19 protein-coding genes and 1 pseudogene are annotated in these 21,267 nt (G+C 61.3%); 15 read left to right on the forward strand and 5 right to left on the reverse strand.

Annotated features, from left to right (window positions below):
• The first annotated feature begins 108 nt into the window (after nucleotides 1–108).
• Entirely contained in the window at nucleotides 109–225 is a 117-nt protein-coding gene (locus AC0L2X_RS21995) for a DUF2905 family protein (protein WP_473560101.1), read from the forward strand.
• 391 nt (nucleotides 226–616) lie between these two features.
• Nucleotides 617–742, forward strand: a complete 126-nt coding sequence (locus AC0L2X_RS22000; RefSeq protein ID WP_473560100.1) for a hypothetical protein — start codon at nucleotides 617–619, stop codon at nucleotides 740–742.
• 205 nt (nucleotides 743–947) lie between these two features.
• Here AC0L2X_RS22000 and AC0L2X_RS22005 read toward each other — a convergent pair whose 3' ends face one another.
• The 3 genes and pseudogenes from AC0L2X_RS22005 to AC0L2X_RS22015 form a co-directional block, all read right to left on the reverse strand.
• Nucleotides 948–1,352 (reverse strand): DUF3072 domain-containing protein, encoded by a 405-nt coding sequence (locus AC0L2X_RS22005; protein WP_473560098.1) that lies wholly within the window; start codon nucleotides 1,350–1,352, stop codon nucleotides 948–950.
• A 216-nt stretch (nucleotides 1,353–1,568) separates the two neighbouring features.
• Nucleotides 1,569–1,797, reverse strand: a pseudogene (locus AC0L2X_RS22010) (transglutaminase-like cysteine peptidase); the annotation flags it as partial.
• 143 nt (nucleotides 1,798–1,940) lie between these two features.
• A complete protein-coding gene (locus tag AC0L2X_RS22015; protein WP_473560114.1) occupies nucleotides 1,941–2,615 on the reverse strand; it encodes a Crp/Fnr family transcriptional regulator in 675 nt (224 codons plus the stop codon).
• Nucleotides 2,616–4,313: 1,698 nt separating this feature from the next.
• On the opposite strand from AC0L2X_RS22015, the gene AC0L2X_RS22020 reads away from it, so the two are divergent.
• The 13 genes from AC0L2X_RS22020 to AC0L2X_RS22080 all read left to right on the forward strand — a co-directional run bounded on the left by AC0L2X_RS22020 (nucleotide 4,314) and on the right by AC0L2X_RS22080 (nucleotide 19,840).
• Nucleotides 4,314–5,525: a GSU2403 family nucleotidyltransferase fold protein gene (locus AC0L2X_RS22020; protein WP_473560096.1), complete on the forward strand. Its 1,212-nt coding sequence runs from the start codon at nucleotides 4,314–4,316 to the stop codon at nucleotides 5,523–5,525.
• 545 nt (nucleotides 5,526–6,070) lie between these two features.
• Nucleotides 6,071–7,036: a P-type conjugative transfer ATPase TrbB gene (trbB, locus tag AC0L2X_RS22025; protein ID WP_473560112.1), complete on the forward strand. Its 966-nt coding sequence runs from the start codon at nucleotides 6,071–6,073 to the stop codon at nucleotides 7,034–7,036.
• Between the two features lie 74 nt (nucleotides 7,037–7,110).
• On the forward strand, nucleotides 7,111–7,374 hold the full coding sequence (locus tag AC0L2X_RS22030) for a TrbC/VirB2 family type IV secretion system protein (protein WP_352492921.1): 264 nt from the start codon (nucleotides 7,111–7,113) through the stop codon (nucleotides 7,372–7,374).
• A complete protein-coding gene (locus AC0L2X_RS22035; protein WP_473560094.1) occupies nucleotides 7,374–7,637 on the forward strand; it encodes a VirB3 family type IV secretion system protein in 264 nt (87 codons plus the stop codon). The genes AC0L2X_RS22030 and AC0L2X_RS22035 overlap by 1 nt, the downstream gene beginning before the upstream one ends.
• A 10-nt stretch (nucleotides 7,638–7,647) precedes the next feature.
• Entirely contained in the window at nucleotides 7,648–10,155 is a 2,508-nt protein-coding gene (gene trbE / locus AC0L2X_RS22040; RefSeq protein WP_473560092.1) for a conjugal transfer protein TrbE, read from the forward strand.
• Entirely contained in the window at nucleotides 10,152–10,901 is a 750-nt protein-coding gene (trbJ, locus tag AC0L2X_RS22045) for a P-type conjugative transfer protein TrbJ (protein WP_473560090.1), read from the forward strand. Before trbE ends, trbJ begins: the two co-directional genes overlap by 4 nt.
• A gap of 12 nt (nucleotides 10,902–10,913) precedes the next feature.
• Nucleotides 10,914–11,270 (forward strand): putative entry exclusion protein TrbK-alt, encoded by a 357-nt coding sequence (gene trbK-alt, locus AC0L2X_RS22050; RefSeq protein WP_473560089.1) that lies wholly within the window; start codon nucleotides 10,914–10,916, stop codon nucleotides 11,268–11,270.
• The gene (gene trbL / locus AC0L2X_RS22055) at nucleotides 11,267–12,637 is read left to right on the forward strand and encodes a P-type conjugative transfer protein TrbL (protein WP_473560087.1); all 1,371 of its coding nucleotides are present in this window, start codon (nucleotides 11,267–11,269) and stop codon (nucleotides 12,635–12,637) included. The genes trbK-alt and trbL overlap by 4 nt, the downstream gene beginning before the upstream one ends.
• Nucleotides 12,634–13,320 (forward strand): conjugal transfer protein TrbF, encoded by a 687-nt coding sequence (gene trbF / locus AC0L2X_RS22060; RefSeq protein WP_473560085.1) that lies wholly within the window; start codon nucleotides 12,634–12,636, stop codon nucleotides 13,318–13,320. The genes trbL and trbF overlap by 4 nt, the downstream gene beginning before the upstream one ends.
• A gap of 62 nt (nucleotides 13,321–13,382) precedes the next feature.
• Nucleotides 13,383–14,381, forward strand: a complete 999-nt coding sequence (trbG, locus tag AC0L2X_RS22065) for a P-type conjugative transfer protein TrbG (protein ID WP_473560111.1) — start codon at nucleotides 13,383–13,385, stop codon at nucleotides 14,379–14,381.
• Complete coding sequence (locus AC0L2X_RS22070; protein ID WP_473560084.1) at nucleotides 14,378–15,586, forward strand: TraB/TrbI/VirB10 family type IV secretion system protein; 1,209 nt, start codon at nucleotides 14,378–14,380, stop codon at nucleotides 15,584–15,586. The genes trbG and AC0L2X_RS22070 overlap by 4 nt, the downstream gene beginning before the upstream one ends.
• Nucleotides 15,583–15,810 carry a DUF2274 domain-containing protein gene (locus AC0L2X_RS22075; RefSeq protein WP_473560082.1) on the forward strand — a complete coding sequence of 76 codons (228 nt, stop codon included), beginning with the start codon at nucleotides 15,583–15,585 and terminating at the stop codon, nucleotides 15,808–15,810. The genes AC0L2X_RS22070 and AC0L2X_RS22075 overlap by 4 nt, the downstream gene beginning before the upstream one ends.
• Before the next feature lie 604 nt (nucleotides 15,811–16,414).
• Entirely contained in the window at nucleotides 16,415–19,840 is a 3,426-nt protein-coding gene (locus AC0L2X_RS22080; RefSeq protein WP_473560081.1) for an acyl-[ACP]--phospholipid O-acyltransferase, read from the forward strand.
• A 502-nt stretch (nucleotides 19,841–20,342) separates the two neighbouring features.
• Here the strand turns inward: AC0L2X_RS22080 and AC0L2X_RS22085 are convergent.
• Together AC0L2X_RS22085 and AC0L2X_RS22090 are read right to left on the reverse strand one after the other, a co-directional pair.
• Nucleotides 20,343–20,930: a DUF1194 domain-containing protein gene (locus AC0L2X_RS22085; protein ID WP_473560079.1), complete on the reverse strand. Its 588-nt coding sequence runs from the start codon at nucleotides 20,928–20,930 to the stop codon at nucleotides 20,343–20,345.
• Nucleotides 20,839–21,195, reverse strand: coding sequence for a DUF1194 domain-containing protein (locus AC0L2X_RS22090; RefSeq protein WP_473560077.1), 357 nt, complete (start codon nucleotides 21,193–21,195; stop codon nucleotides 20,839–20,841). Before AC0L2X_RS22090 ends, AC0L2X_RS22085 begins: the two co-directional genes overlap by 92 nt.
• Between the last annotated feature and the right edge of the window lie 72 nt (nucleotides 21,196–21,267).

Here is a 21,267-nt window from a genome sequence, read left to right on the forward strand (position 1 = left end):
CAGGTTGCCCTTATTCAACTCCTCTGGATCCAAGAACTGCGATCCATGAGAAATGTTTCACCGGCTCGATAAAAAGAATGGCGCTCCCGCCTCACATATGCCGCGACCTTGACCGGGACCGGCGACAAGCTCCAACGTGAGAACTCCACGTTTTATGCTCCGATCGGCACCGGGATTCTGATCAGCATCGTGCTTTCGTTTGTTCTGTGGCCCCTCGACCGATAGCAAGGACAGCCAGCCCGCGTCGCCGGAGGATAAGAACGACGCGGGCCGATCGGAGATATCCGATCTGGCAGCAAAAAATATGAGGGAAAGAGTTTGCTGCCGGGACAGAACTTTCCCTGCGCGCCGGTGTTCCATCGCGTGAATAAAAAAAGCCCGCCGCACAGTTTGATGCGGCGGGGCCGATCAAGCGCTGTTGCACCGGGCGGGGGCTCGGGGTCGGGCATGCCCTGTGCGCGCGGATCACGCGAACTTTAGATGCATCAGCTGCAATGCGTCCACCAACCGACGGTTGGAGTTTCCCTCCGCGAGCTTTCTCACAGTGCGTTTACCGGGAACCGAGTCTTGGCACGGCACGTTGCTCAGTCGCTGACCTTCGCAAAGGATGCAGGCAATGGCGAAAGACATATCTCGCGAGGAAGAGCAACGCGGCACCGAAAAAGTTTTCTTCTGGGGCGCCGCAATCGCCCTTGTCCTTTTTGTGTCTCTGCTGACGATCGCCCTCATCGGGACGTCCTGATCTGTTTCGACAGCAGGATTGGACCGGCGGGCGCGAGGTCTTGGTGAGCTTAGGGCGGATGCCGGGCTGTTCCACCGTGTAAGTTCGAGCAGCAACGCGCTGAATCCAGAAAGATTAATTGCGCGGATCACAATCTGCAGCAAAACGGTCCCAATCCGACCCGACTGGCTGTCCTTCGCTGGAGACGCAAAGCCGCGAGCGGACGCTACAGGCCTAACTTCTCCCGGAGCGCATCAATGCGTTTAGAAGCTTCCGCCTTGCTTAGGCTGTCAGCATAGGCATCAGGGTCATTGGCCTGTTCGGTCAAAGTTTTCAAATAGGAGGCTTGTGCGGGAGTCATTGGGTCATCTCCGCTGACCCAATCTTCCGGATCCTTTTCGACATTTGCCGATGCCTCGATTTTTGGGTTATGCCGGTCGCCCATGATCAATCTCCCTTGGTGATCACCACAATGAGAAATGGTCATGATTTGTTCCGCCGCATTGGTATGCTTTCTCACACGGTTGCGCGGCTGCACGTCACCGACTGTGGAGTGTGCGGGATCGGTCGGAGTAACGTCGACGCTGGCTTGCGCATGCCGTATTCTGAGATAGGCGAAAAACTGTTCCACTCCAATTTGCCTATTTGTACGCTCCAGCGGGTGGCCAGGTCCGCTCGGCCAATGTTCATCGCAACCTAAGGATCGGTGCTCCCTCGACCGCCCGCTCCTTCGGGATCCGCAATGCCACGGGTAAGACTTCGACCGTGGCTGAAAGGTGGTTCCCGCGCCGGGGACAAATAGGCATATCCCGCTCTCCTCCACAGCTGCCCTGTCGAGGCTCCAGCCTCAACGTATCGATGCTTGCGGGAAGGGAGAGACTCGGCGTCTTTTACTCAAGGCCGCAACCAGCAGGGTTTGCCCTCCGCGGATCGAGACCCACCGCCCTAGCGATGCCCTGCCGCTTCAGATAGCTGTAATTTGTCTCATTCCATCGACGAACTTCGTCAGTCAGATTGTTCAGAATGTAGTCGCCGTTGTCGGTTCGAACCCTCAGCACTGCATGTCCTTCGCCATCGGATTGGCTGAGAGGTGAGGCCTCCAACTGCCATCGAATGTGAAATTGTTGCCGGCGGCGCCGCCGCTGAGGCCGAAACAACGACGTCTGCAGGGAATGCTTACCGTTCTGGCGCCGCAGAGCTCATTCGACATTGGCTTGGATCATGGAGATGCCGGCTCGCCGATCAGGCGGGCATACTCCCCCTCCGGCTGCCCGTACGAACCGTTTGCCAATGTGATGAGCCCAGCTCGGTCGCGGAGGATGATCTCACCACGATTTGACCTGATTAGGCCGCGGCCTTCCAGCAGTTGAAGTGCCACGGTGACGCCCGGCCGCCGTACGCCCAACATCACCGACAGGAATTCATGGGTAATCGGCAGCCGGTCGCCTTCTATGCGGTCGTTGCACATGACCAGCCATCTGGCCAATCGTTCTTCCAGTTTCAAACGCGCATTGGCGAGCGCTGTATAGCTTGCCTGGATCCAGGCGTAATGCACATAACGCAGCAGAAAAAGCCGCAGCGTCGGGCTGTCGGAAAGCGCCTTTGTGAATGGCTCGGCGTCCATGCTGAGAACCTCGGCATCCACTTGAATGTAGCAGTCGTGCGGGGATCGATCGCCACCCATGATCAGCGCCGAGCCGGTCATGCCCTCGAAACCAATGACGCGAACCTCGGCGTCGACCTCCGGCCGGAGTTTCGCCACCACCGAGCCGATTCCCGTTTCAAAGAAGTAGACCGTGTCTATCGGAGTGTTTGCCGTCTCGAGCTGGGTCCTCAATGGCACAAAGCTGCTGTGAAGGTGAGGGCTGAGCAATTGAAGATCGGCCGGAGACATGCGCCGCAGCAGTTCGTTTCTGTATGCAGGCTCTGCGCCAGGAACTGGCTGTGGCGCCCGATCGCGGTCTTCTGAGTATGCGAGTCCAATTTTCGAATTGTTGGGGCTGGTCATGGCTCCCTCCCGAATTGGGGCGGAAGCACGATGCTCGCTCACAGCCGACGATGCCCTGAATGTTTATCGCCGATCAAGCAGACTAAGCCTTTCAAGCCCGAGAGTCCCGAAAATACTTAACCCGTCGGTCGATGCGGCATCTCCACCCTACCTTTGCGCCCTGTCGTGGCATCCGTTCGGCACCACCAGGACTGTGAGGCTGCATGCAGTCTCTTCGGTGTCGCAAAATGGAGAGGTTGCATGGCGCGCTCGGCAGAGCAGGTTTTCGAAGGCCATCTAAGCTGCGCGCCACCGGTGATCTCGAGGAGGATCTCAGGCGCAACTATGCCGAGGACGTAGTCGCTTTGACCGCTAATTCGAACTGGTGAGCCATGATGCCGTTCGCCTGTCGTCCAAACGTCTGCGCGACCAATTGCCCGAAGGTGAGTTCGACTATGTTTCTCAAAACAGGCGTGCGGTCCCTTCACACTGCTGATCTGCCAGTTCGTCAAGGTTCGAGGCCACTGGTGGCGCGGACAATTTCGTCCTTCAGCACGGTAAGATCGTCTTCCAGTCCACTCTCACTACCGATTGGGGACCCAAGGCCGCCGGGAAGAGCGGGCCGGCCGAAGTAACGGTCTTATATGCCAGGCCGCCAGCGACCTGATGGCGCTCAATCAACATCCGCTTGGCGCTTCTGAGATGGGTGCCTTCTACCGTCCCAGCAGTTGTTTGGAAGTCGCAGCAAGGTCTGCTTCGTCCACTACTCCGGCCATGTAGTTTGCAATGATCCGGGACGCGAGGACTTCACGCTGATGGGCGGATTGGCCCTCAACTCTCAACTGATCGAAGACGCGGCCCAGCAGCGCCAGCTCAGAGGGACACCCTGGCGACGCGCGAGCTCGTCGGCGAGAGCCACGGTGGCCGTATCTTTGATGTTCAGGGACACGAGAAACTCCAAAATCTAGCTTGCTAGCATTTTGTACGATGGCCTCCAGAATCGTCAACATACTTGCTGCCTCGCCAAGGCCCGCGCCGCGGCGGCGGCGCCGGCCACCATCTGGATCTGGCGCGTCAGCGATAACCGAAACTTAGCCGCAGGGATGCCGACGAAAAGGTGGCGATCCTGCTCGCCGAAGACTCCCTACCTGCCAAGACCCGCAGGACCGCGATCGCCCGCTTAAGCCGGCCCCTATTCGAGCGGCTGGTGGCGCGGGGGTGCCGAGCTCACCGGTCGGCCTTCCGTCTGTACAGGCATTAGCTGGGGGAAGCCGGCCGCGACCAAATGATGGCTCGACGCCGAGCTTTCCGATCTGCCGGAGCTGCGCTGGCGGAAGTAGATCGCCGGATCGGGGCGATGATCTGTTCGATTTCGAGCGCTCGAGCATGCCGGGCTGCGCAGCACGGAGAGCTATTCGGGGAAATTCGGCCGCTGCGCCTCGACATCAAAAACAGACGAATTCTGCGGATCGAACGGATGCAGCGAGGCCGGGTTCGAGCGGCGCTATTGCCTCGTGCGCTGCCGCGGAAAAGCTGCTCCGTCATCTATTTTAATTAATACAGACACTTCAACAGCCGCGATGGAATCACGTGAGAGCTGTTGGAATGTGCCGCTCCGCTACCTATTCTGTCTTGCAACAGCTCGGAGCTAAACACAGGGTAACTGTTGAATTCGTTGATTTTGTTGAATTAAACAACGATCAACGTCGGGAGAAAGTCAATTCCGACCAACGCTTCATTGCGCTCAAAGAGGCCCAACGGAAGGCGAAGAGCTTTCGGGGATCCCTAGTCTGGCACACCGTGAACGGCATCGACCACTTAATGCGAAGCTACTACGACTCCGCGGGCGTACGACACCAAAAGACAGAGGGCCGGCGCTCGCCGGAGAGCGAAGCTCTCAAGGCGGATTGGGAAGCAGCTCGCGCGTTCGCCCAAGAAACGCTGTCTGCGCGACAGCAGCAGATGGAGCGCCAATCTGCTGTCATTCGGGCGCTCCGGCTCGGACGTGTTCCCCTGATCGCCGCAAGAATTATCAGGGCAATGGACGGCGCCGGTCTTCTTGGGGGAGGCATTCGTATCGCAGGCACGAATGCGATTTTCGCCTATGAGGCCGCGGCCGGAGTGTTCGTGGATCCCGGAATCACATCGACACAAAATATCGATCGCCTCATGGACTCGCGCCAGTCCCTCAGGATCGTGTCTGTCGCCAACGTTGAACATGGGGCGCTCATCAACCTTTTGCGCAAGGTCGATCGCTCTTTCGAACGTTCATCCGCCCCGTTCCGCGCGGTAAACCGCGACGGATACCTCGTCGATCTGATCAAACCGCTCGCAAGCCCGGCGTGGAAGCAGAGTCGGGAAACTGTCGGGAAGGCCGACGACGAATTGGTGGCCGACGAGATTGCCGGCCTGGCATGGTTGGAAAATGCCCCTGCTTTCGAAGCAATCGCCATAGATGAAGAAGGCAGACCGTTGCGGTTCGTGGTTCCCGATCCGCGTATTTTTGCCGCTCATAAATTCTGGTCTCAAAACGAGCTGATCGCGACCCAATCAAGCGCCGTCGCGACCTGGCCCAAGCGCAACTCATTGCCCGCTGACGACGCAATATCTCGAGCATCTCCTACGAAGCAAGCGAGCTTCGGGTCCTGCCAAAGGTCGTTTTCGACGAGGCTCATCATTTATTCGCGCGACCAGCGTCGCGGCCGTGAATGTGTGAGCTACGAGTGGCCTGTCGGACGCGCCTGGATCCCTGGTCGGAGATCTCAAGGCAGCGTTACCAGCCGGTGCGCCGCCTGCCGCCCAGCGCTCTCCGGCTGATCCTTTGACGCTATCGCAACGACAACCAAACCGAACAGAAGCGAAATGGCCAAGGCGACACTTACTGGTAGATGATGCATATCGGCCTCATAAATAGAGAGCGTTCCGGCAACCGTCCATGAGCGGTGGCAGCCATCCCCCCATCCTGACAGACATGCTTAACGAGCCGTTAATTCTCGTTGGGACGCCACTCCTTGAAGCCTCGGAGCATCGATGACACTGGTCGGTGGTCTAGGCCAAAGCCATCCGGCTTGGTCGATCCCGAGCAGTAAGTCTGCCTTCTCCTAGATACGGTCGCCTGTTCTGCTGGAGCGGCGATGTCCTCTCGTCCACCGGGTGACTTGTGCGTCGCAATCCTGGCACCGAATTTCGCAAGTCTCTGCACGTCATGCCACGATAGCCGGTTTTACTTATTGCAGGGTCGGTGTTCATGCTTTTTCTAATTATCCCCGAGCGCGGCACCAACCAGTCCGCCGCGAGAAACGGGGACCATCGTGGCCACCAATTATCATGCCACCAAGGGAGCAGTGTCGCGCGGCGCGCGCATGCTGCGCACCGCTCTCGGCCCGGCCATTGCAGCCTTCCTTGACGATCCGGCCATCGTCGAAGTGATGCTCAATCCCGACGGTCGCCTTTGGATTGATCGGCTCACTGAAGGACTTGTTGCAAGCAATGAAATCCTGATCGCGGCCGACGGCGAACGGATCGTCAGGCTGGTCGCGCACCATGTCGGTGCGGAGGTGCATTCGGGCTCGCCGCGCGTTTCGGCTGAACTGCCCGGGACCGGTGAACGGTTCGAAGGCCTGTTGCCGCCTGTCGTCACGGCACCAACCTTCGCCATCCGCAAGCCGGCAGTCGCGGTTTTTAAGCTTCAAGACTATGTCGCCGCCGGCATCATGACTGATGGCCAGGCTGACGTCCTGCAGCTTGCCGTGCAGACACGGAAGAACGTGCTGGTAGCCGGCGGCACATCGACGGGCAAGACCACGCTGGTCAACGCGCTTTTGGCGGAGGTGGCTAAAACAGCCGAGCGGGTTGTGCTGATCGAGGACACACGCGAGTTGCAGTGTGCTGCGCCCAATCTTGTAGCGCTGCGCACCAAGGACGGTGTCGCCTCGCTGTCCGATCTGGTGAAATCATCATTGCGGCTTCGGCCCGACCGCATCCCGATCGGCGAGGTACGGGGCGCCGAAGCGCTTGATTTGCTGAAGGCCTGGGGCACCGGCCACCCCGGCGGCATCGGCACCATTCACGCCAATTCAGCCATTGGCGCACTGCGGCGACTGGAACAGCTCGTACAGGAGGCCGTCGTTACGGTCCCGCGGGCGCTGATAGCCGAAACCATAGATCTCATCGCCGTCCTCGCCGGCCGCGGCTCCTCGCGCCGGCTCGTCGAAATCGCCTTGGTCGACGGGCTCGATCCGGCCACCGGCGACTACCGCACGCTGGAAGCAAATCTCGAGACCACAATGCCCGTCAATCACCACTCGCCCCTTGGAGCTTCAGAATGACCCCGATCCGCCTCAATTCATCGGCTATCCGCAAATTTGCGGTGGAGCTTTCGTATGCCGCGACCGCCGCGATCATGACGATCGCGCCCGCCCATGCTGCCGGTTCATCCATGCCCTGGGAGGAGCCCCTTCAGCAAATTCTCGAGTCGATTGAAGGGCCAGTCGCCAAGATCGTGGCGGTGATCATCATCATCATCACCGGCTTGTCGCTGGCTTTCGGCGACACATCGGGCGGATTTCGCCGGCTGATCCAGATCGTGTTCGGGCTGTCGATCGCTTTCGCGGCAAGTTCGTTCTTCCTGTCCTTTTTCTCCTTCGGCGGCGGAGCGCTGATCTGATGGAGGAGGAAGTCCGCGGCTTTTTCGTGCCGGTGCATCGCGCGCTCACCGAACCGATCCTGCTGGGCGGCGCGCCGCGTGCGGTCGCCATCGCCAACGGCACGCTGGCCGGCGCGATCGGATTGGGGCTTCGTTTATGGATCGCCGGGCTCGTCATCTGGGCCGTCGGGCATTTCGCAGCCGTTTGGGCGGCAAGGCGTGATGCGCAGTTCGTCGACGTGGCCCGCCGGCACCTTCGCTATCCCTCGCACTTCGGCTGTTGAGGTCCTCATCATGATGAACCTCGCGGAATACCGAAAGAAGAGTGCCAGTCTCGCCGATTATCTGCCGTGGGCTGCCCTGGTGGCGCCGGGCGTGGTGCTCAACAAGGATGGCAGCTTTCAAAGGACAGCGCGTTTTCGCGGGCCGGATCTGGACTCCGCGACGCCGGCCGAGCTGGTCGGCACGACCGCGCGGCTCAACGGCGCGCTGCGCCGGCTCGGCTCCGGCTGGGCGATTTTTGTCGAAGCGCAGCGCAATCCTGCCAGCGGCTACCCGGACAGCCGGTTCCCGGATTGCGCATCCGCACTTTTCGAAATCGAGCGTCGCGAACAGTTCGAAGACTCCGCTGTGCTGTTTGAAAGCAGCTACTTCCTCACCTTCGTGTGGCTGCCTCCGGCCGAGGAAGCGTCGCGCATGGAGAGCTGGCTCTACGAAGGCCGCGAAAAGACCGGCGTCGATCCGTGGGAGCTCCTGAAAAGTTTTGTCGATCGCACCGACCGCGTGCTCAACCTCATCGAGGGCTTCGTTCCCGAAGCTGACTGGCTCGACGATGGAGAGACGCTGAGTTACCTGCACTCAACCATTTCGACCAAGCGCCATCGCGTGCGCGTGCCAGAAACGCCGATGCATCTCGATAGCCTGCTTGTCGATCAGCCGTTGGCCGGCGGGTTAGAGCCGAGGCTTGGCGATGCGCATCTGCGCACACTCACCGTGACCGGGTTTCCGACGATGACGTTCCCGGGGATTCTCGACGATCTTAATCGCCTTGCCTTCCCCTACCGCTGGTCGACGCGGGCGATCATGCTGGACAAGACCGACGCGACCAAGTTGGTGGCGAAGATACGCCGTCAGTGGTTCGCGAAACGGAAATCCGTCGCCGCGATCCTCAAGGAGGTGATGACCAACGAGGCGTCCGTCTTGGTCGATACGGATGCCGCCAACAAGGCGGCCGATGCGGACGCGGCGCTCCAGGACCTGGGCTCTGACCAGATCGGCCAAGCCTATGTCACTGCCACCGTGACTGTCTGGGATGCCGACCCCTCGATTGCCGAAGAAAAGCTGCGTCTGGTCGAAAAGGTCGTTCAGGGTAGGGACTACACCTGTATCGCCGAAGGCGTCAACGCCGTCGAAGCTTGGCTGGGCGGTATTCCTGGCCACATCTATGCCAATATTCGCCAGCCGCCGCTATCGACGCTCAACCTGGCGCACATGATTCCGCTCTCCGCGGTCTGGGCAGGTCCGATCGAGGACGAGCATCTTGGGGCGCCCCCGCTGTTCTTCGCCAGAACGGAAGGCGCGACACCGTTCCGGTTCAGCCTGCATGTTGGAGACGTCGGCCACACCCTCGTCATCGGCCCGACGGGCGCCGGCAAGTCGGTCCTGTTGGCGCTGATCGCGCTTCAGTTCCGGCGTTACGAAAACAGCCAGGTCTTTGCCTTCGATTTCGGCGGCTCAATCCGTCCCGCCATGCTCGCCATGAGCGGTGATTGGCACAGTCTCGGAAGTAATGCCGCAAGCGGGCAGGGGTCTGACGATCCCTTGCCCTTCCTCGCCTTGGCCGATCTGTCGGACGACCTTCATACCGTCTCGCTGCAGCCGCTTGCCCGCATCCATCATACGCCAGAGCGGGCCTGGGCGGCCGACTGGCTTTTCGACATTCTGCTGCGCGAAGGCGTGCCCATCACACCGCAGGTCAAGGAACATCTGTGGTCGGCACTGACATCGCTGGCTTCTGCGCCAGTCCAGGAGAGGACGCTGACTGGCCTGTCCGTGCTGCTGCAGTCCTCGGCGCTGAAACAGGCGCTTGGTCCCTATTGTATCGGAGGTGCTTATGGCCGGCTGCTTGATGCCGAGCATGAGCGTCTTGGCGAGGCCTCCGTCCAGGCGTTCGAAACCGAGGGCCTGATCGGCACAGGTGCTGCTCCCGCGGTGCTTGCCTATCTGTTCCACCGCATTGAGCAGAGGATGGATGGACGGCCAACACTGCTGCTCATCGACGAGGGCTGGCTGGCGCTCGACGATGGCGGTTTCGCCGACCAGCTGCGCGAATGGCTGAAGACGCTGAGAAAGAAGAACGCCAGCGTGGTCTTCGCCACGCAGTCGCTTTCCGACATCGACGGATCGCCCATCGCGCCGGCGATAGTTGAAAGCTGCCCAACGCGGCTGTTCTTGCCGAACGAGCGCGCTTTCGAGCCGCAGATCACCGAGATCTATCGGCGCTTTGGCCTCAACGATCGCCAGATCGAGATCATCGCCCGGGCGATACCGAAGCGCGACTATTACTGTCAAAGCCGCCGCGGCAACCGTCTGTTCGAACTGGGGCTCGGTCCGATCGCGCTGGCACTCTGCGCCACATCGTCCAAATCGGACCAGGCCGCGATCGACCGGATAATCGCCGAGGCCGGCCGAGACCATTTCCTCGAGGCCTGGCTAGTGGAGCGCGGTCTCTCCTGGGCGGCCGACCTCATCCCAGGTCTCACCAATGTGATCGACCAGTCCAGAGAGGAGATTTCGTCATGAATTCCATTCTTACGGGCAGCCGTATCCGCCGCATGGCGGCAGTCGGCGCCATTGCCGTCGCCACGGCGCTGTCATCGGCGCCAGCATCAGCGCTGATCGTGTTCGATCCGAAGAATTATGCCGAAAACCTGCTTTCGGCATCGCGTGCCCTGGAGCAGATCCACAATCAGATCACCTCGCTGCAAAATGAAGCACAGATGCTGATCAACCAGGCGAGGAACCTCACGTCGCTGCCGACCTCGCTGCTTGGCCAGATCGAGGGCAATTTTTCCGAGATGAAGAGCCTGCTCGGCGAGGCCGAGAAGCTGGCCTACAGCATCCAGGACATCGAGAGCCAGTTTACCTCGACTTACGAGAATTTCGGTTCGGATCTCTCCAGCCAGCAGCTTGTCGAGGGCGCGCGTCAACGCTGGCAGACCTCGGTGTCTGCCTTCGAGCATTCGCTGAAGACCGGCGCCGTCGCGGTCGACAACATCGCAGGGACACAAGCGCAGACGAGCGCGCTGATCAGCGCCAGCCAGTCGGCTGTCGGCGTGCTGCAGGCGGCGCAGGCCGGCAACCAGCTTCTTGCCGTGCAGGCCAAGCAAGTTGCCGATCTCACCGCGATGCTGGCGGCACAAGGAAGAGCCGAGGCCCTTGAGCAAGCGAGAAGGGCGGCCGCACAGGAGCAGGCAAGGGAACAGTTCAGCCGTTTCATGACGGGCAGGAGCTACAGCCCGTCATCCGTAAAAATGTTCCACGACTGAGGTGAAAGCCGCATGGATCTCAAGATCGCCGCCCGGATGATAGCCGTTCTTGCCCTTGGCGCCGCCATGACCGCCGCCTTCATGGCGCTGCGCGGCGACGGCTCGCAGGACGCGTCCTCCCCGCGCTCAGCACGTCCGGGCGGCGAGCCGGCAAGGGTCCTTGCCCGATGCCGGGACATCGGCATCGCGGCGATTGATGACGACGCCTGCAGAAAAGCCTGGGCGGAAGGCCGCCGACGCTTCCTGCGGCCATCCCCGCCAAACGCCGCTCCGATGATCGAAAAGGACCCAGGTCGCCTGCCGCCGCTCCAACCGCCAACACCGCCTCGCGCGGAAGACCGGCTCGATCCGGAAACGGTAGCGCCATGAACGACACCGGCGTCATCGACCGTTTCCTCGAGACTTTCACTCGCTACATCGATTCCGGATTTGGTCTGCTCGGCGGGGAAGTTGCGTTTCTCACTTCGACCCTGATTGTGATCGACGTCACACTGGCCGGCCTGTTCTGGGCCTGGGGTGCTGACGAGGACGTGCTGCATCGCCTGGTGAAGAAGACGCTTTATATCGGCTTCTTCGCCTTCATCATCGGCAACTTCAATCGTCTGGCCGGCATCGTCTTCGAGAGCTTTTCCGGGCTCGGCCTGAAGGCTGGAGGTTCGGCACTTTCAGGCTCGGCATTGCTGCAGCCGGGCCGCGTCGCGCAAGTCGGCATCGATGCCGGCAATCCGATTCTCGAGGCCGCCGGCCAACTGATGGGCTACGTCTCGTTCTTCGAGAATTTCGTCCAGATCGTAGTGCTGATGATCGCCTGGGCGATCGTACTGATTGCGTTCTTTCTTCTGGCCGTCCAGATCTTCGTCACGCTGGTCGAATTCAAGCTGACGACGCTTGCCGGGTTTGTGCTGATCCCCTTCGCGCTGTTCAACCGGACCGCCTTCCTCGCCGAAAAAGTGCTCGGCAACATCGTTGCCTCCGGCGTGAAGATCCTGGTCCTTGCCGTCATCGTCGGCATCGGCTCCGGCCTGTTCGGCGAGTTCACCCAAGGCTTCGGCGCCGAACAGCCCACAATCACGGATGCGCTGTCGCTTGTCCTGGGCGCCCTGTCGCTGATGGGGCTGTCGATCTTCGGTCCCGGCATTGCGACGGGACTTGTCTCCGGCGCCCCGCAGCTGGGCGCAGGCGCCGCTGTTGGCACAAGCCTCGCCGCTGGCGGCCTTGGCGTGGCTGGCGCTGTGGGTGCCCACGCCGCAGTGGGCGGTGCTGCGGGCGCGCTCAATGCCGGTGGGCGCATATCGGCCGCCGCGGCACGCGGCGGCGCACACTTGGCCGGCAGCACTTCGGCCGCCTGGGAACTTGGCGCGGCGACATCTGGAAGAGGTGGCGCCGGCTCGGTCGCCGCCGGCATGGCGGGGCTCGCAAAGGCTGGTGCCAGCGCTGCCGTTCGACCGGTGAGGCAGGCCATGTCGCGTGCTGCGTCGGCCCTGTCCGACAGCTATGAGGCCGGGCGCTTTGCGGCTTGGACTGCGACGAGTGGAATCCACTCGCCGGGCACCGCTTCCTCCGGTGACTGGCCGACCACCGAGGCCAGCGCCGACTCTGCGCCCGCATGGGCAAAACGCATGAAACGCAGTCAGGCCATGAGGCATGGCGCCAGCATCGCCGCCCATTCGGTCCACTCGAGTGATGATGGCGGCGGCTCGATGAATGTTTCCCTCGATCAGGACGACCGCCGATGACCCCCTTTAGACGCCCTTTCGTTCGTTACGCAAAAACGCCTCACCCCGAGACGCCATATCAACGTGCAGCCCAGATTTGGGACGAGCGCATCGGCTCGGCTCGCGTCCAGGCGAAGAACTGGCGGCTGATGGCCTTCAGCTCTCTCGTCCTGGCCGGCGGTTTTGCGTCCGCATTGGTATGGCAATCGACGCGCGGCTCCGTGGTTCCCTGGGTGGTTCAGGTCGACAAGTTTGGCGAGACGCAGCTTGTCGCCCCGGCCGTTGCCGACTATCGGCCTACCGATCCCCAGATCGCCTGGCATCTCGCCCGCTTTATCGAACAGGTCAGAAGCATTCCGGCCGACCCGGTCATCGTTCGCCAAAATTGGCTGCGCGCTTACGATTACACCACGGACAGAGGCGCCGTTTCCCTCAACGATTACGCCCGCTCAAATGACCCTTTTGCTAAAGTGGGCAAACTCCAGATCGCGATCGAGGTTTCCAGCGTCATCCGTGCTTCGCCGGATTCCTTCCGCGTCGCCTGGATCGAGCGCCGCTATGAGAACGGCAACCTGGCCGGCACCGAGCGCTGGACCGCAATCCTCACGATCGTGATTCAGCAACCCCGCGACGCCGATCGGCTCAAAGCCAATCCGCTCGGCGTCTATGTCAATGCGATCAGCTGGTCGAAGGAGCTTTCATGATGCCTGTGGCACGAACAAGAAGATCGGCGAGACCGGCCACGCGCAATGCACCCAAGGCACAAATGCTTGCCTTGGCGTTGCTGTCAGCGACGACGCTCGTCGGCTGTGCTTCGAAAAAATACATTCCGCCGCAGATCGCCTATGACGATGCGGTGCCGGCCGTGCGCAAGATCGACCCGCCTGGTCCGGTCAAGGTGGTGGAGGTGCCGAAAACGCTTCCGCTGCCGGGTCAGTTGAAACCGGTCGAGCCCACGAAGCTGAAGCCGGAGCCGGCCGATCCAAAGCAGCGGATCAGTCAGGCGAACGAGGCAGCGAGGATGCAGCCGGTTCGCGACGGGTTCGTCAATGCCATCCAGCTTTATCCCTGGAGTGAGGGCGCGCTCTACCAGATCTATGCCGCGCCCGGCCAGGTCACCGACATCGCCTTGCAGCCCGGCGAGGAGCTTGTCGGCTCCGGGCCTGTGGCGGCCGGCGATACGGTGCGCTGGATCATCGGCGACACACAAAGCGGGGCAGGGGAGCGTCAGCAGGTCCATATTCTTGTGAAGCCGACACGGCCGGATCTACAGACCAATCTCGTCATCAACAGCGACCGCCGCACCTATCATCTCGAGCTGCGCTCGACCGAAAACACCTACATGGCTTCCGTCTCCTGGCAGTATCCGCAGGACCAGCTGATTGCGCTGCGGCGCCAGAACGCGCAGGCTTCCGCCGCACAGCCGGTTGCGTCCGGCGTCGACATCCAGAAGCTGAATTTCCGCTATCGCATCGAAGGCGACGCAGCACCCTGGCGGCCGCTTCGCGCCTTCGACGACGGCGCAAAAGTCTATATCGAGTTCCCGTCAGGCATAGGGCAGGGCGAAATGCCGCCGCTCTTCGTCATCGGCCCATCGGGCGGCTCGGAACTGGTCAACTACCGTGCTCGCCAGAATTACTACGTCGTTGATCGGCTGTTTGCCGCCGCTGAACTGAGGCTCGGCGACAAGACGAGCGAAAAGCGCGTCCGCATCGTGCGCACGGACGGCAAACGAACCTCGCCCAGCACGAGGCTTTTCCGATGAGCGAATCTGTAAACGCACCCGACCAGGACATTCGAGCCGAACTGCGCCTGCGGCCCGAACCGGCCAGGGTCACGCGACTGTCGCGCAAGGTGCTGATTGGCGTTGGTGGAGTTGTCAGCGCTGCGATCCTCGGCACGTTGATTTGGGCGCTCGACACCAGACAGCGCGGGACCGAACAGCCGCCCGAGCTCTTCACCACCGAAAACCGCTCAACGGCCGACGGGCTGCAGAAGCTGCCGAAGGACTATGCCGGTGTTCCGCAACTCGGCCCCGCTCTGCCTGGCGATTTGGGCCGGCCGATCTTGCGTGCCCAGGAGCGCGGCCAGCCGGCTGGAGGGTCCAACGATGGACCGCGCGCTGGTCCGGAGGAGCAGCGCCGACTGGCGGAGATCGAGGCCGCACGCGTGGCGAAGCTCTTCACCGATACGAGCACGAGAGCTGGTCCCGCACGACAGGGTGCTGGCAGCAGAAATACAGAACCCAACATCCTATCTGGTCTGACTCTGCCGCCCGGGCCGCCACCGATGGATCCTGGTGCCGCGCAAAACATGCAGGATGGCAAGCTGGCCTTCGTCAATGCCGAGCCAGACCGTCGCACCGTCAGTACCGATCGGCTCGCCGAGAAGGCCTCGCCCTATGTGGTGCAAGCCGGCACGGTCATTCCAGCTGCCCTAATCACCGGCATCCGCTCAGACCTGCCCGGCGAGATCACCGCTCAAGTCACGGAAAATGTCTACGACAGCCCGACAGGATCCCATCTCCTGATCCCGCAGGGTGCGAGGCTGATCGGCCAGTACGACAGCCACGTCGCCTTCGGCCAGTCGCGCGTGCTGCTGGTCTGGAGCCGGCTGATCATGCCTGACGGCACTTCAATCGTGCTGGAGCGCCAGCAGGGCGCAGACGCTGAAGGATTTTCCGGGCTGGAAGACGAGGTCGACCATCATTGGGGCCAGATGTTCCGTGCCGCGGCACTCTCGACACTGCTGGGCATTGGGACGTCGCTTGGGTCCAGCGACGACGAAAGCGAAATCGCCAAGGCCATTCGCGAAAGCGCGCATGATTCGGCCTCCGACATTGGCCAGCAGCTCGTGCGCAGTCAGCTCAATGTCCAGCCGACGCTCACCGTGCGGCCCGGCTTCCCGGTTCGCGTCATCGTCAATCACGACCTGGTGCTGGCGCCGTACGGCGCGAAGGATCCATCATGACCAAGCTGAGACTTTCCGCCATTCCCGATGACCGTCCGGTCAAGATCACGGTCGAACTGCCTGCCGCCGTTCATCGCGACCTTGTCGCTTATGCCGATGTGCTTGGCCGTGAAAGCGGCCAGACAATCGCAGATCCGACAAAGCTGATCGCGCCGATGCTGGCACGCTTCATGGCAACCGACAGGGCATTTGGCCGAATGCGTTCTGACACGAAGTCAGCGTAATGAAAGCCAGCGGTCGGTCTGATGGTAGTCTGCACAGAGAGCCACCCCGCAGCTTCTCCAATCACACGCAATCATCGTCTGCTCCCCGTCCGCATGGAGCAGGTCTAATCGCGGGTTGTGTGCCGCAGCCAGTGGACGCAGATGAGCGAGACGCGCCGCTGCGTCAACACTAAGACTGTAGCAAGACCGGCTTGATTGTATCGAACCTGAAACAGACCAGGGCCGGCCCAACCTAGACCTGAAACCAAACGGCACTATCGATGACCTCCAACAGCTAGCTCCCAGGGGTTCAAGCGCCTGCAAACATTGACCACGCCACTTTCGCTATGGCCGCTTGGATGACGAGCGCATCAAATTCAGGGGGCAAGGCTTCGGTTCGGCCGCGACCAGGCGTCCAGGATCCCTCGATCACCATCGCCAAACCCTGCGAGACGCGGAAGAGGCAAGCCGGTTCATGAACCGGCCGGAAGTCGCCAAGACCCAAAGCCGCTGATTGATGCGAGCCGCAGTAACGAAGTGTAACCGGGTTCCCACTACAAGAGCTCAAACCGCACAAGACTGCTGATCGAGCAATTCAAGGGTCTGCCCAATGGAAGTCGCCGCTATGGAAATCGCCACGAACGGCCATACCAACAGTCATCTGATGACGTCACGGCGATTTGCGCCTCTCTTCTGGACGCAGTTCCTGTCCGCCTTCAACGACAATTTGCTCAAGAACACGCTGGTGTTCCTTATTCTGTTCACCCTCGCGGCGGACACGGCAGCATCGCTGGTCAGCCTGGCGGGTCCCGTCTTCATGGCTCCCTTCCTGCTCCTGTCCGCCCTTGGTGGCGAGATCGCCGACCGGTTCGACAAGGCGCTCATCGCCCGTCGGCTGAAATTCGCCGAGATCGCCGCTGCGGCTGTCGCAGTCGTTGGGATCGCGCTGTCGTCGATCCCGGTGCTGATGATGGCGTTGCTCATGTTCGGCGTCATCTCGGCACTGTTCGGACCGATCAAGTACGGCATCCTGCCGGATCATCTCGAGCGCAAGGAATTGCCTCGCGCCAATGCCTGGATCGAATCGGCAACCTTCGCCGCCATTCTCGGCGGCACTATCGCCGGAGGCGTCGTCTCGGCCGATGGCATAGGCGTCTCGGTCTTCGGGCCGATGATGATGATCCTCGCCATCGGTTGCTGGTTTGTCAGCCGATACATTCCGTCAACCGGTTCTGCTGCACCCGACCTCGTCATAGACAGGAACATCTTTCGCTCGACGTGGCGACAGGTCAACGGCCTGCGTGCCGACAAGCGAATCTGGCGCGCCGGACTGATGACGTCGTGGTTCTGGCTGATCGGGGCCATTGTCCTTTCGATCCTGCCTACGTTGGTCAAGGATGCGCTCGGTGGCGGAGAAATCGCTGTCACGGCTTATCTAGCGGTGTTCGCCATCTCGATCGCCATTGGCTCTGCCATAGCTGCATGGATGTCGCAGGGCCGCATCGTGCTCTTGCCAGCCCCGGTTGGCACGACGTTGATGGCACTATTCGGCTTGGACCTGGCCTGGACCATCTGGAGCATGCAGCCTTCGCCCAGGGCCGAAACGCTCGCAACATTCTTCGCGGGACCAAGCACGGTCCATGTTGCGGTCGACCTTGCCGGCATGGCTATTGCCAGCGCCTTTCTTGTCGTGCCGACCTTCGCCGCCGTGCAAGCCTGGGCGCCGGAAGCCAGCCGCGCTCGCGTGGTCGCCGCGGTGAGCATCGTCAATGCAGGTTTCATGACGGTAGGCGGCATACTCGTCGCCGCGATCCAGGCGGCAGGGGTCTCCACGGGAGGCATCCTGTTCGGCCTCGCCCTACTCAACGTGGTCGCCGCCTGGCTGATGCTGAAATACCTGCCGACAAACGCCTTCCGCGATTTCGTTTCCATTCTGTTCCGAGCCTTCCATCGGCTGGAGGTGGAGGGGCTGGAAAACCTCAAGGCGGCCGGCCCGGCACCAATCCTGGCGCTCAACCATGTCAGTTTCCTCGACGGTCCGCTGGCTTTGACGCTGACCGATGAGGAGCCGGTGTTTGCCATAGACTACACCATCGCCCAGGCCTGGTGGATGAAGCCGTTCATGAAACTTGCGCGCGCCCTGCCGCTCAATCCGGCCAAGCCGATGTCGACCCGCACGCTTATCAAGGTCGTGCAAGGCGGCGATCCGCTTGTCATCTTCCCCGAAGGCCGGATAACCGTGACCGGCGGCCTGATGAAGGTCTATGACGGTGCCGCCATGGTGGCCGACAAGACCGGCTCGATGGTCGTGCCCGTGCGCATCGACGGGCTGGAGAAGAGCTATTTTTCGCGGCTGACCTCGCAGCATGTTCGCCGCCGGCTGTTCCCGAAAGTCAAGGTGACCATTCTGGAGCCTGTCAAACTTCGAGTAGCGCAGGATCTGAAGGGCCGGAAACGCCGCGCCGCGGCGGGCGCTGCCCTCTACCAGGTCATGTCGGATCTCGTCTTCCGCACCCAGGACATCGACAAGACCGTGCTGGAGAAGATCATCCAGACGGCGGAGGAACGCGGCATGAAGCAGCTCGCCGTGCAGGACCCGGTCACCGGTTCGCTGAGCTACGGCAAGCTGCTGACAGCCGCCGCAGTGCTTGGCGACAAATTCAAGACTCTCTATGCCGGCCAGCAGACGCTCGGTATCATGCTGCCCAACGCCAATGGCGCCTGTGCGACGCTGCTCGGCGTCATGTCGGCCGGCAAGGTTCCGGCGATGATGAACTTCACTGCCGGTGCAGCCAACATCGTCTCCGCTTGCAAAGCCGCCGAGGTGCGCACGGTGCTGACCTCGCGCGCCTTTGTCGAACAAGCGAAACTCGGCGCCGTGATCGAGGAACTCGGCCGATCGGTCGACATCGTTTGGCTCGATGAGCTGCGGGCCACCATTGGTCTCAAGGACAAGCTGCTCGCCCTTTTGCGCAAAAGCGCACCCCGGGTCGCCCGCAAGTCGGAAGATCCAGCGGTGATCCTGTTCACCTCAGGTTCCGAAGGCACGCCGAAGGGCGTGGTGCTCACCCACCGCAACATCCTGGCCAATGCCGCGCAGGCAGCCTCGCGTATCGACTTCCATTCGGGCGACAAGGTCTTCAACGTGCTGCCGATCTTCCATTCCTTCGGCATGACGGCGGGCACAGTGCTGCCGCTGATCTCGGGCGTGCCGGTCTATTTCTACCCCTCGCCGTTGCACTACCGGATCGTGCCGGAGTTGGTTTACGCCTCGAACGCAACGATTATCTTCGGCACCGATACGTTTCTTGCCGGCTATGCCCGCACCGCACACCCTTACGACTTCCGCTCAGTGCGGTATTGCTTTGCCGGAGCGGAACCGGTCAAGCCTTCGACCCGCGCCACCTACATGGAAAAGTTTGGCCTGCGCATCCTCGAAGGCTATGGCGTGACCGAAACCGCGCCCGTGATCTCCATCAACACGCCGATGTACAACCGATCCGGCAGTGTCGGCAAAATTATGCCGGGTATGGAGTATCGCCTGGACCCGGTGCCTGGCGTCGAGGATGGCGGACGGCTGTTCGTGCGCGGGCCCAACGTCATGGCAGGCTATCTGCGCACCGAGAAGCCGGGCGTGCTCGAGCCGCTCGAAGACGGCTGGCATGACACCGGCGACGTCGTCGCCGTCGACGACGTCGGCTTCATCACCATTCGCGGCCGCGCCAAGCGCTTTGCCAAGATCGGTGGCGAGATGATCTCGCTGGCCGCCGTCGAGGCGCTGGCGGGCGAATTGTGGAAAGGCTCGCTCTCGGCGGTCGCCGCCGTGCCAGATGCGCGCAAGGGCGAAAAGCTTATCCTCATCACCGAGGCGGCCAACGCCACGCGTGCCGAATTCCTGGCCTTCGCCAAGGCCAACGGCGCCATGGACCTGATGGTGCCGGCCGAGGTGCGCGTCGTTGCGAAAGTGCCGGTCCTGGGCTCAGGCAAGCTCGATTTCTCCGCTGTGACAAAAATGGTTAGCGGCGAAGACATGAAAACCCAGGCGGCTTGACTATAGCCGACCGAGGAAGTCGGCCTGTTTGCCCAATCACATGCAACCAACATCGTCTTGGCTCAAAGATAGCCTTTGGCCGAGGCGGTTCTGAATTGAAGCCGGCTTTAAAATCTATCACGAAGTGAGCGGCAGTTTTGCGCCTGATTAGAGAACTTCATCTCCCATCCTTCGAATGGCAGCAAAGCGCCGCGTTCCGGCCATTGAGGTGAACCGCTGGCGCTGCCTGTTGGCGACATTCTGGGGTTGCGGTTGCGCCAGCATCAGGCGTTGCCAACGAGAGCGGCTTGTTTGATTTCGAAGCGGACCACCTGCCGGCGCACCAAAACACGAGTGGCCAGCCACCAAATTCTGGAGCCAAGTGCCACTCCAAGCTGAGACGCAGACAGGCGAGCTAGCGGCTGATCCAGAACGCCGGGGTCGTCTCTCCCAGGTGCCGATCGGGTGGTGCATCGATGAGAACAGAGAAAGGCCATTTTTAAATTGTCAGGCCGGCTGTGGGCTACCGCGCGGTGGTTCCGACCATGGAGCAGTCGAACACGGGGCCGCCTGCCAAATAGGACGCGAGCCTGGGTCGCGAGGCAAGGCCAGCGATCTCCCGAACCAGTTTTTGGCGAATTGCGACTTCGAATAGGTTGAGATCGTCAATCCCTATCACGAATGCGTCTGGGCCGCCGATGACGCAATGCTCGTAGTAAAGATTGAGATAGCGCGCACCATAGGATTGAAAGGGGTTGGAACCACCGCGCCGCAGCGACACGGGCAGGCCGTTGATAGTGATGCCGGAGCCCGTCAGTCTGTCCCGTATCGGTGCGACCGGCAGGCCGGCATTGTTGGGACCATCTCCCGATATATCGATCATCCGGCGCGGGCCTACGGTGCGGCTCTGCGAAAACAGGTCACCCGACGACAGCAACGCGCCCGAAATGGAGGTCCCTGGCTGTCCGCTTATAGGCTTGATTGCCAGCGCATCGGCGAACTGTCTTGCGTCGGCGTAACTACCGACAGTCGTCCAGGGCAGGAGAACGCGCTGATAGTTCGGCCCAGCCCATTCGAAATACGAAACCGAGATCGTGCCACGTGCGCCCAATCCTATGGCTCTCGCCAGGTCCGGGTGCCGAAATGCATTGACGTAACCCGTCGCGCTGCATCCGTTGCTCCGACAGGCTCATCGAGGATGAGACGTCCACAGCGAGGACCAGTTCAAGATCTACGCCGAGCGTTCCTGGTTCGACCCCCGCCGATGGTAAGCAGGGATAGCTGGCAAGCAGCGCCAATGCGATGACGAACGCCCTTGTGAGCCGCTCTATCTTCGGCGGATGTCCTCGAAATTTCCGGCCAAACAACGTTTTCATTCGGCGCTCCCCGGCGCCATAGGCGCGATCTCAGACCCAATAGGAGAGTGTGCTTTGGCTAGTTATCTGCGC

The sequence above is a fragment of the Mesorhizobium sp. WSM4828 genome (genome assembly GCF_055811175.1).

What these genes read in the sequence shown, in the direction of transcription:
- AC0L2X_RS22075 (WP_473560082.1), top strand. Translation starts at nt 15,583, where the DNA reads ATGACCAAGCTGAGACTTTCCGCCATTCCCGATGACCGTCCGGTCAAG.
- trbL (WP_473560087.1), top strand. Translation starts at nt 11,267, where the DNA reads ATGAACGACACCGGCGTCATCGACCGTTTCCTCGAGACTTTCACTCGC.
- AC0L2X_RS22020 (WP_473560096.1), top strand. Translation starts at nt 4,314, where the DNA reads ATGTGCCGCTCCGCTACCTATTCTGTCTTGCAACAGCTCGGAGCTAAA.
- AC0L2X_RS22000 (WP_473560100.1), top strand. Translation starts at nt 617, where the DNA reads ATGGCGAAAGACATATCTCGCGAGGAAGAGCAACGCGGCACCGAAAAA.
- trbB (WP_473560112.1), top strand. Translation starts at nt 6,071, where the DNA reads ATGCTGCGCACCGCTCTCGGCCCGGCCATTGCAGCCTTCCTTGACGAT.
- AC0L2X_RS22035 (WP_473560094.1), top strand. Translation starts at nt 7,374, where the DNA reads ATGGAGGAGGAAGTCCGCGGCTTTTTCGTGCCGGTGCATCGCGCGCTC.
- trbG (WP_473560111.1), top strand. Translation starts at nt 13,383, where the DNA reads ATGCTTGCCTTGGCGTTGCTGTCAGCGACGACGCTCGTCGGCTGTGCT.
- AC0L2X_RS22090 (WP_473560077.1), bottom strand. Translation starts at nt 21,195, where the DNA reads ATGAAAACGTTGTTTGGCCGGAAATTTCGAGGACATCCGCCGAAGATA.
- trbJ (WP_473560090.1), top strand. Translation starts at nt 10,152, where the DNA reads ATGAATTCCATTCTTACGGGCAGCCGTATCCGCCGCATGGCGGCAGTC.
- AC0L2X_RS22070 (WP_473560084.1), top strand. Translation starts at nt 14,378, where the DNA reads ATGAGCGAATCTGTAAACGCACCCGACCAGGACATTCGAGCCGAACTG.
- trbF (WP_473560085.1), top strand. Translation starts at nt 12,634, where the DNA reads ATGACCCCCTTTAGACGCCCTTTCGTTCGTTACGCAAAAACGCCTCAC.
- AC0L2X_RS22030 (WP_352492921.1), top strand. Translation starts at nt 7,111, where the DNA reads ATGACGATCGCGCCCGCCCATGCTGCCGGTTCATCCATGCCCTGGGAG.
- trbK-alt (WP_473560089.1), top strand. Translation starts at nt 10,914, where the DNA reads ATGGATCTCAAGATCGCCGCCCGGATGATAGCCGTTCTTGCCCTTGGC.
- trbE (WP_473560092.1), top strand. Translation starts at nt 7,648, where the DNA reads ATGATGAACCTCGCGGAATACCGAAAGAAGAGTGCCAGTCTCGCCGAT.
- AC0L2X_RS22080 (WP_473560081.1), top strand. Translation starts at nt 16,415, where the DNA reads ATGGAAATCGCCACGAACGGCCATACCAACAGTCATCTGATGACGTCA.
- AC0L2X_RS22015 (WP_473560114.1), bottom strand. Translation starts at nt 2,615, where the DNA reads ATGTCTCCGGCCGATCTTCAATTGCTCAGCCCTCACCTTCACAGCAGC.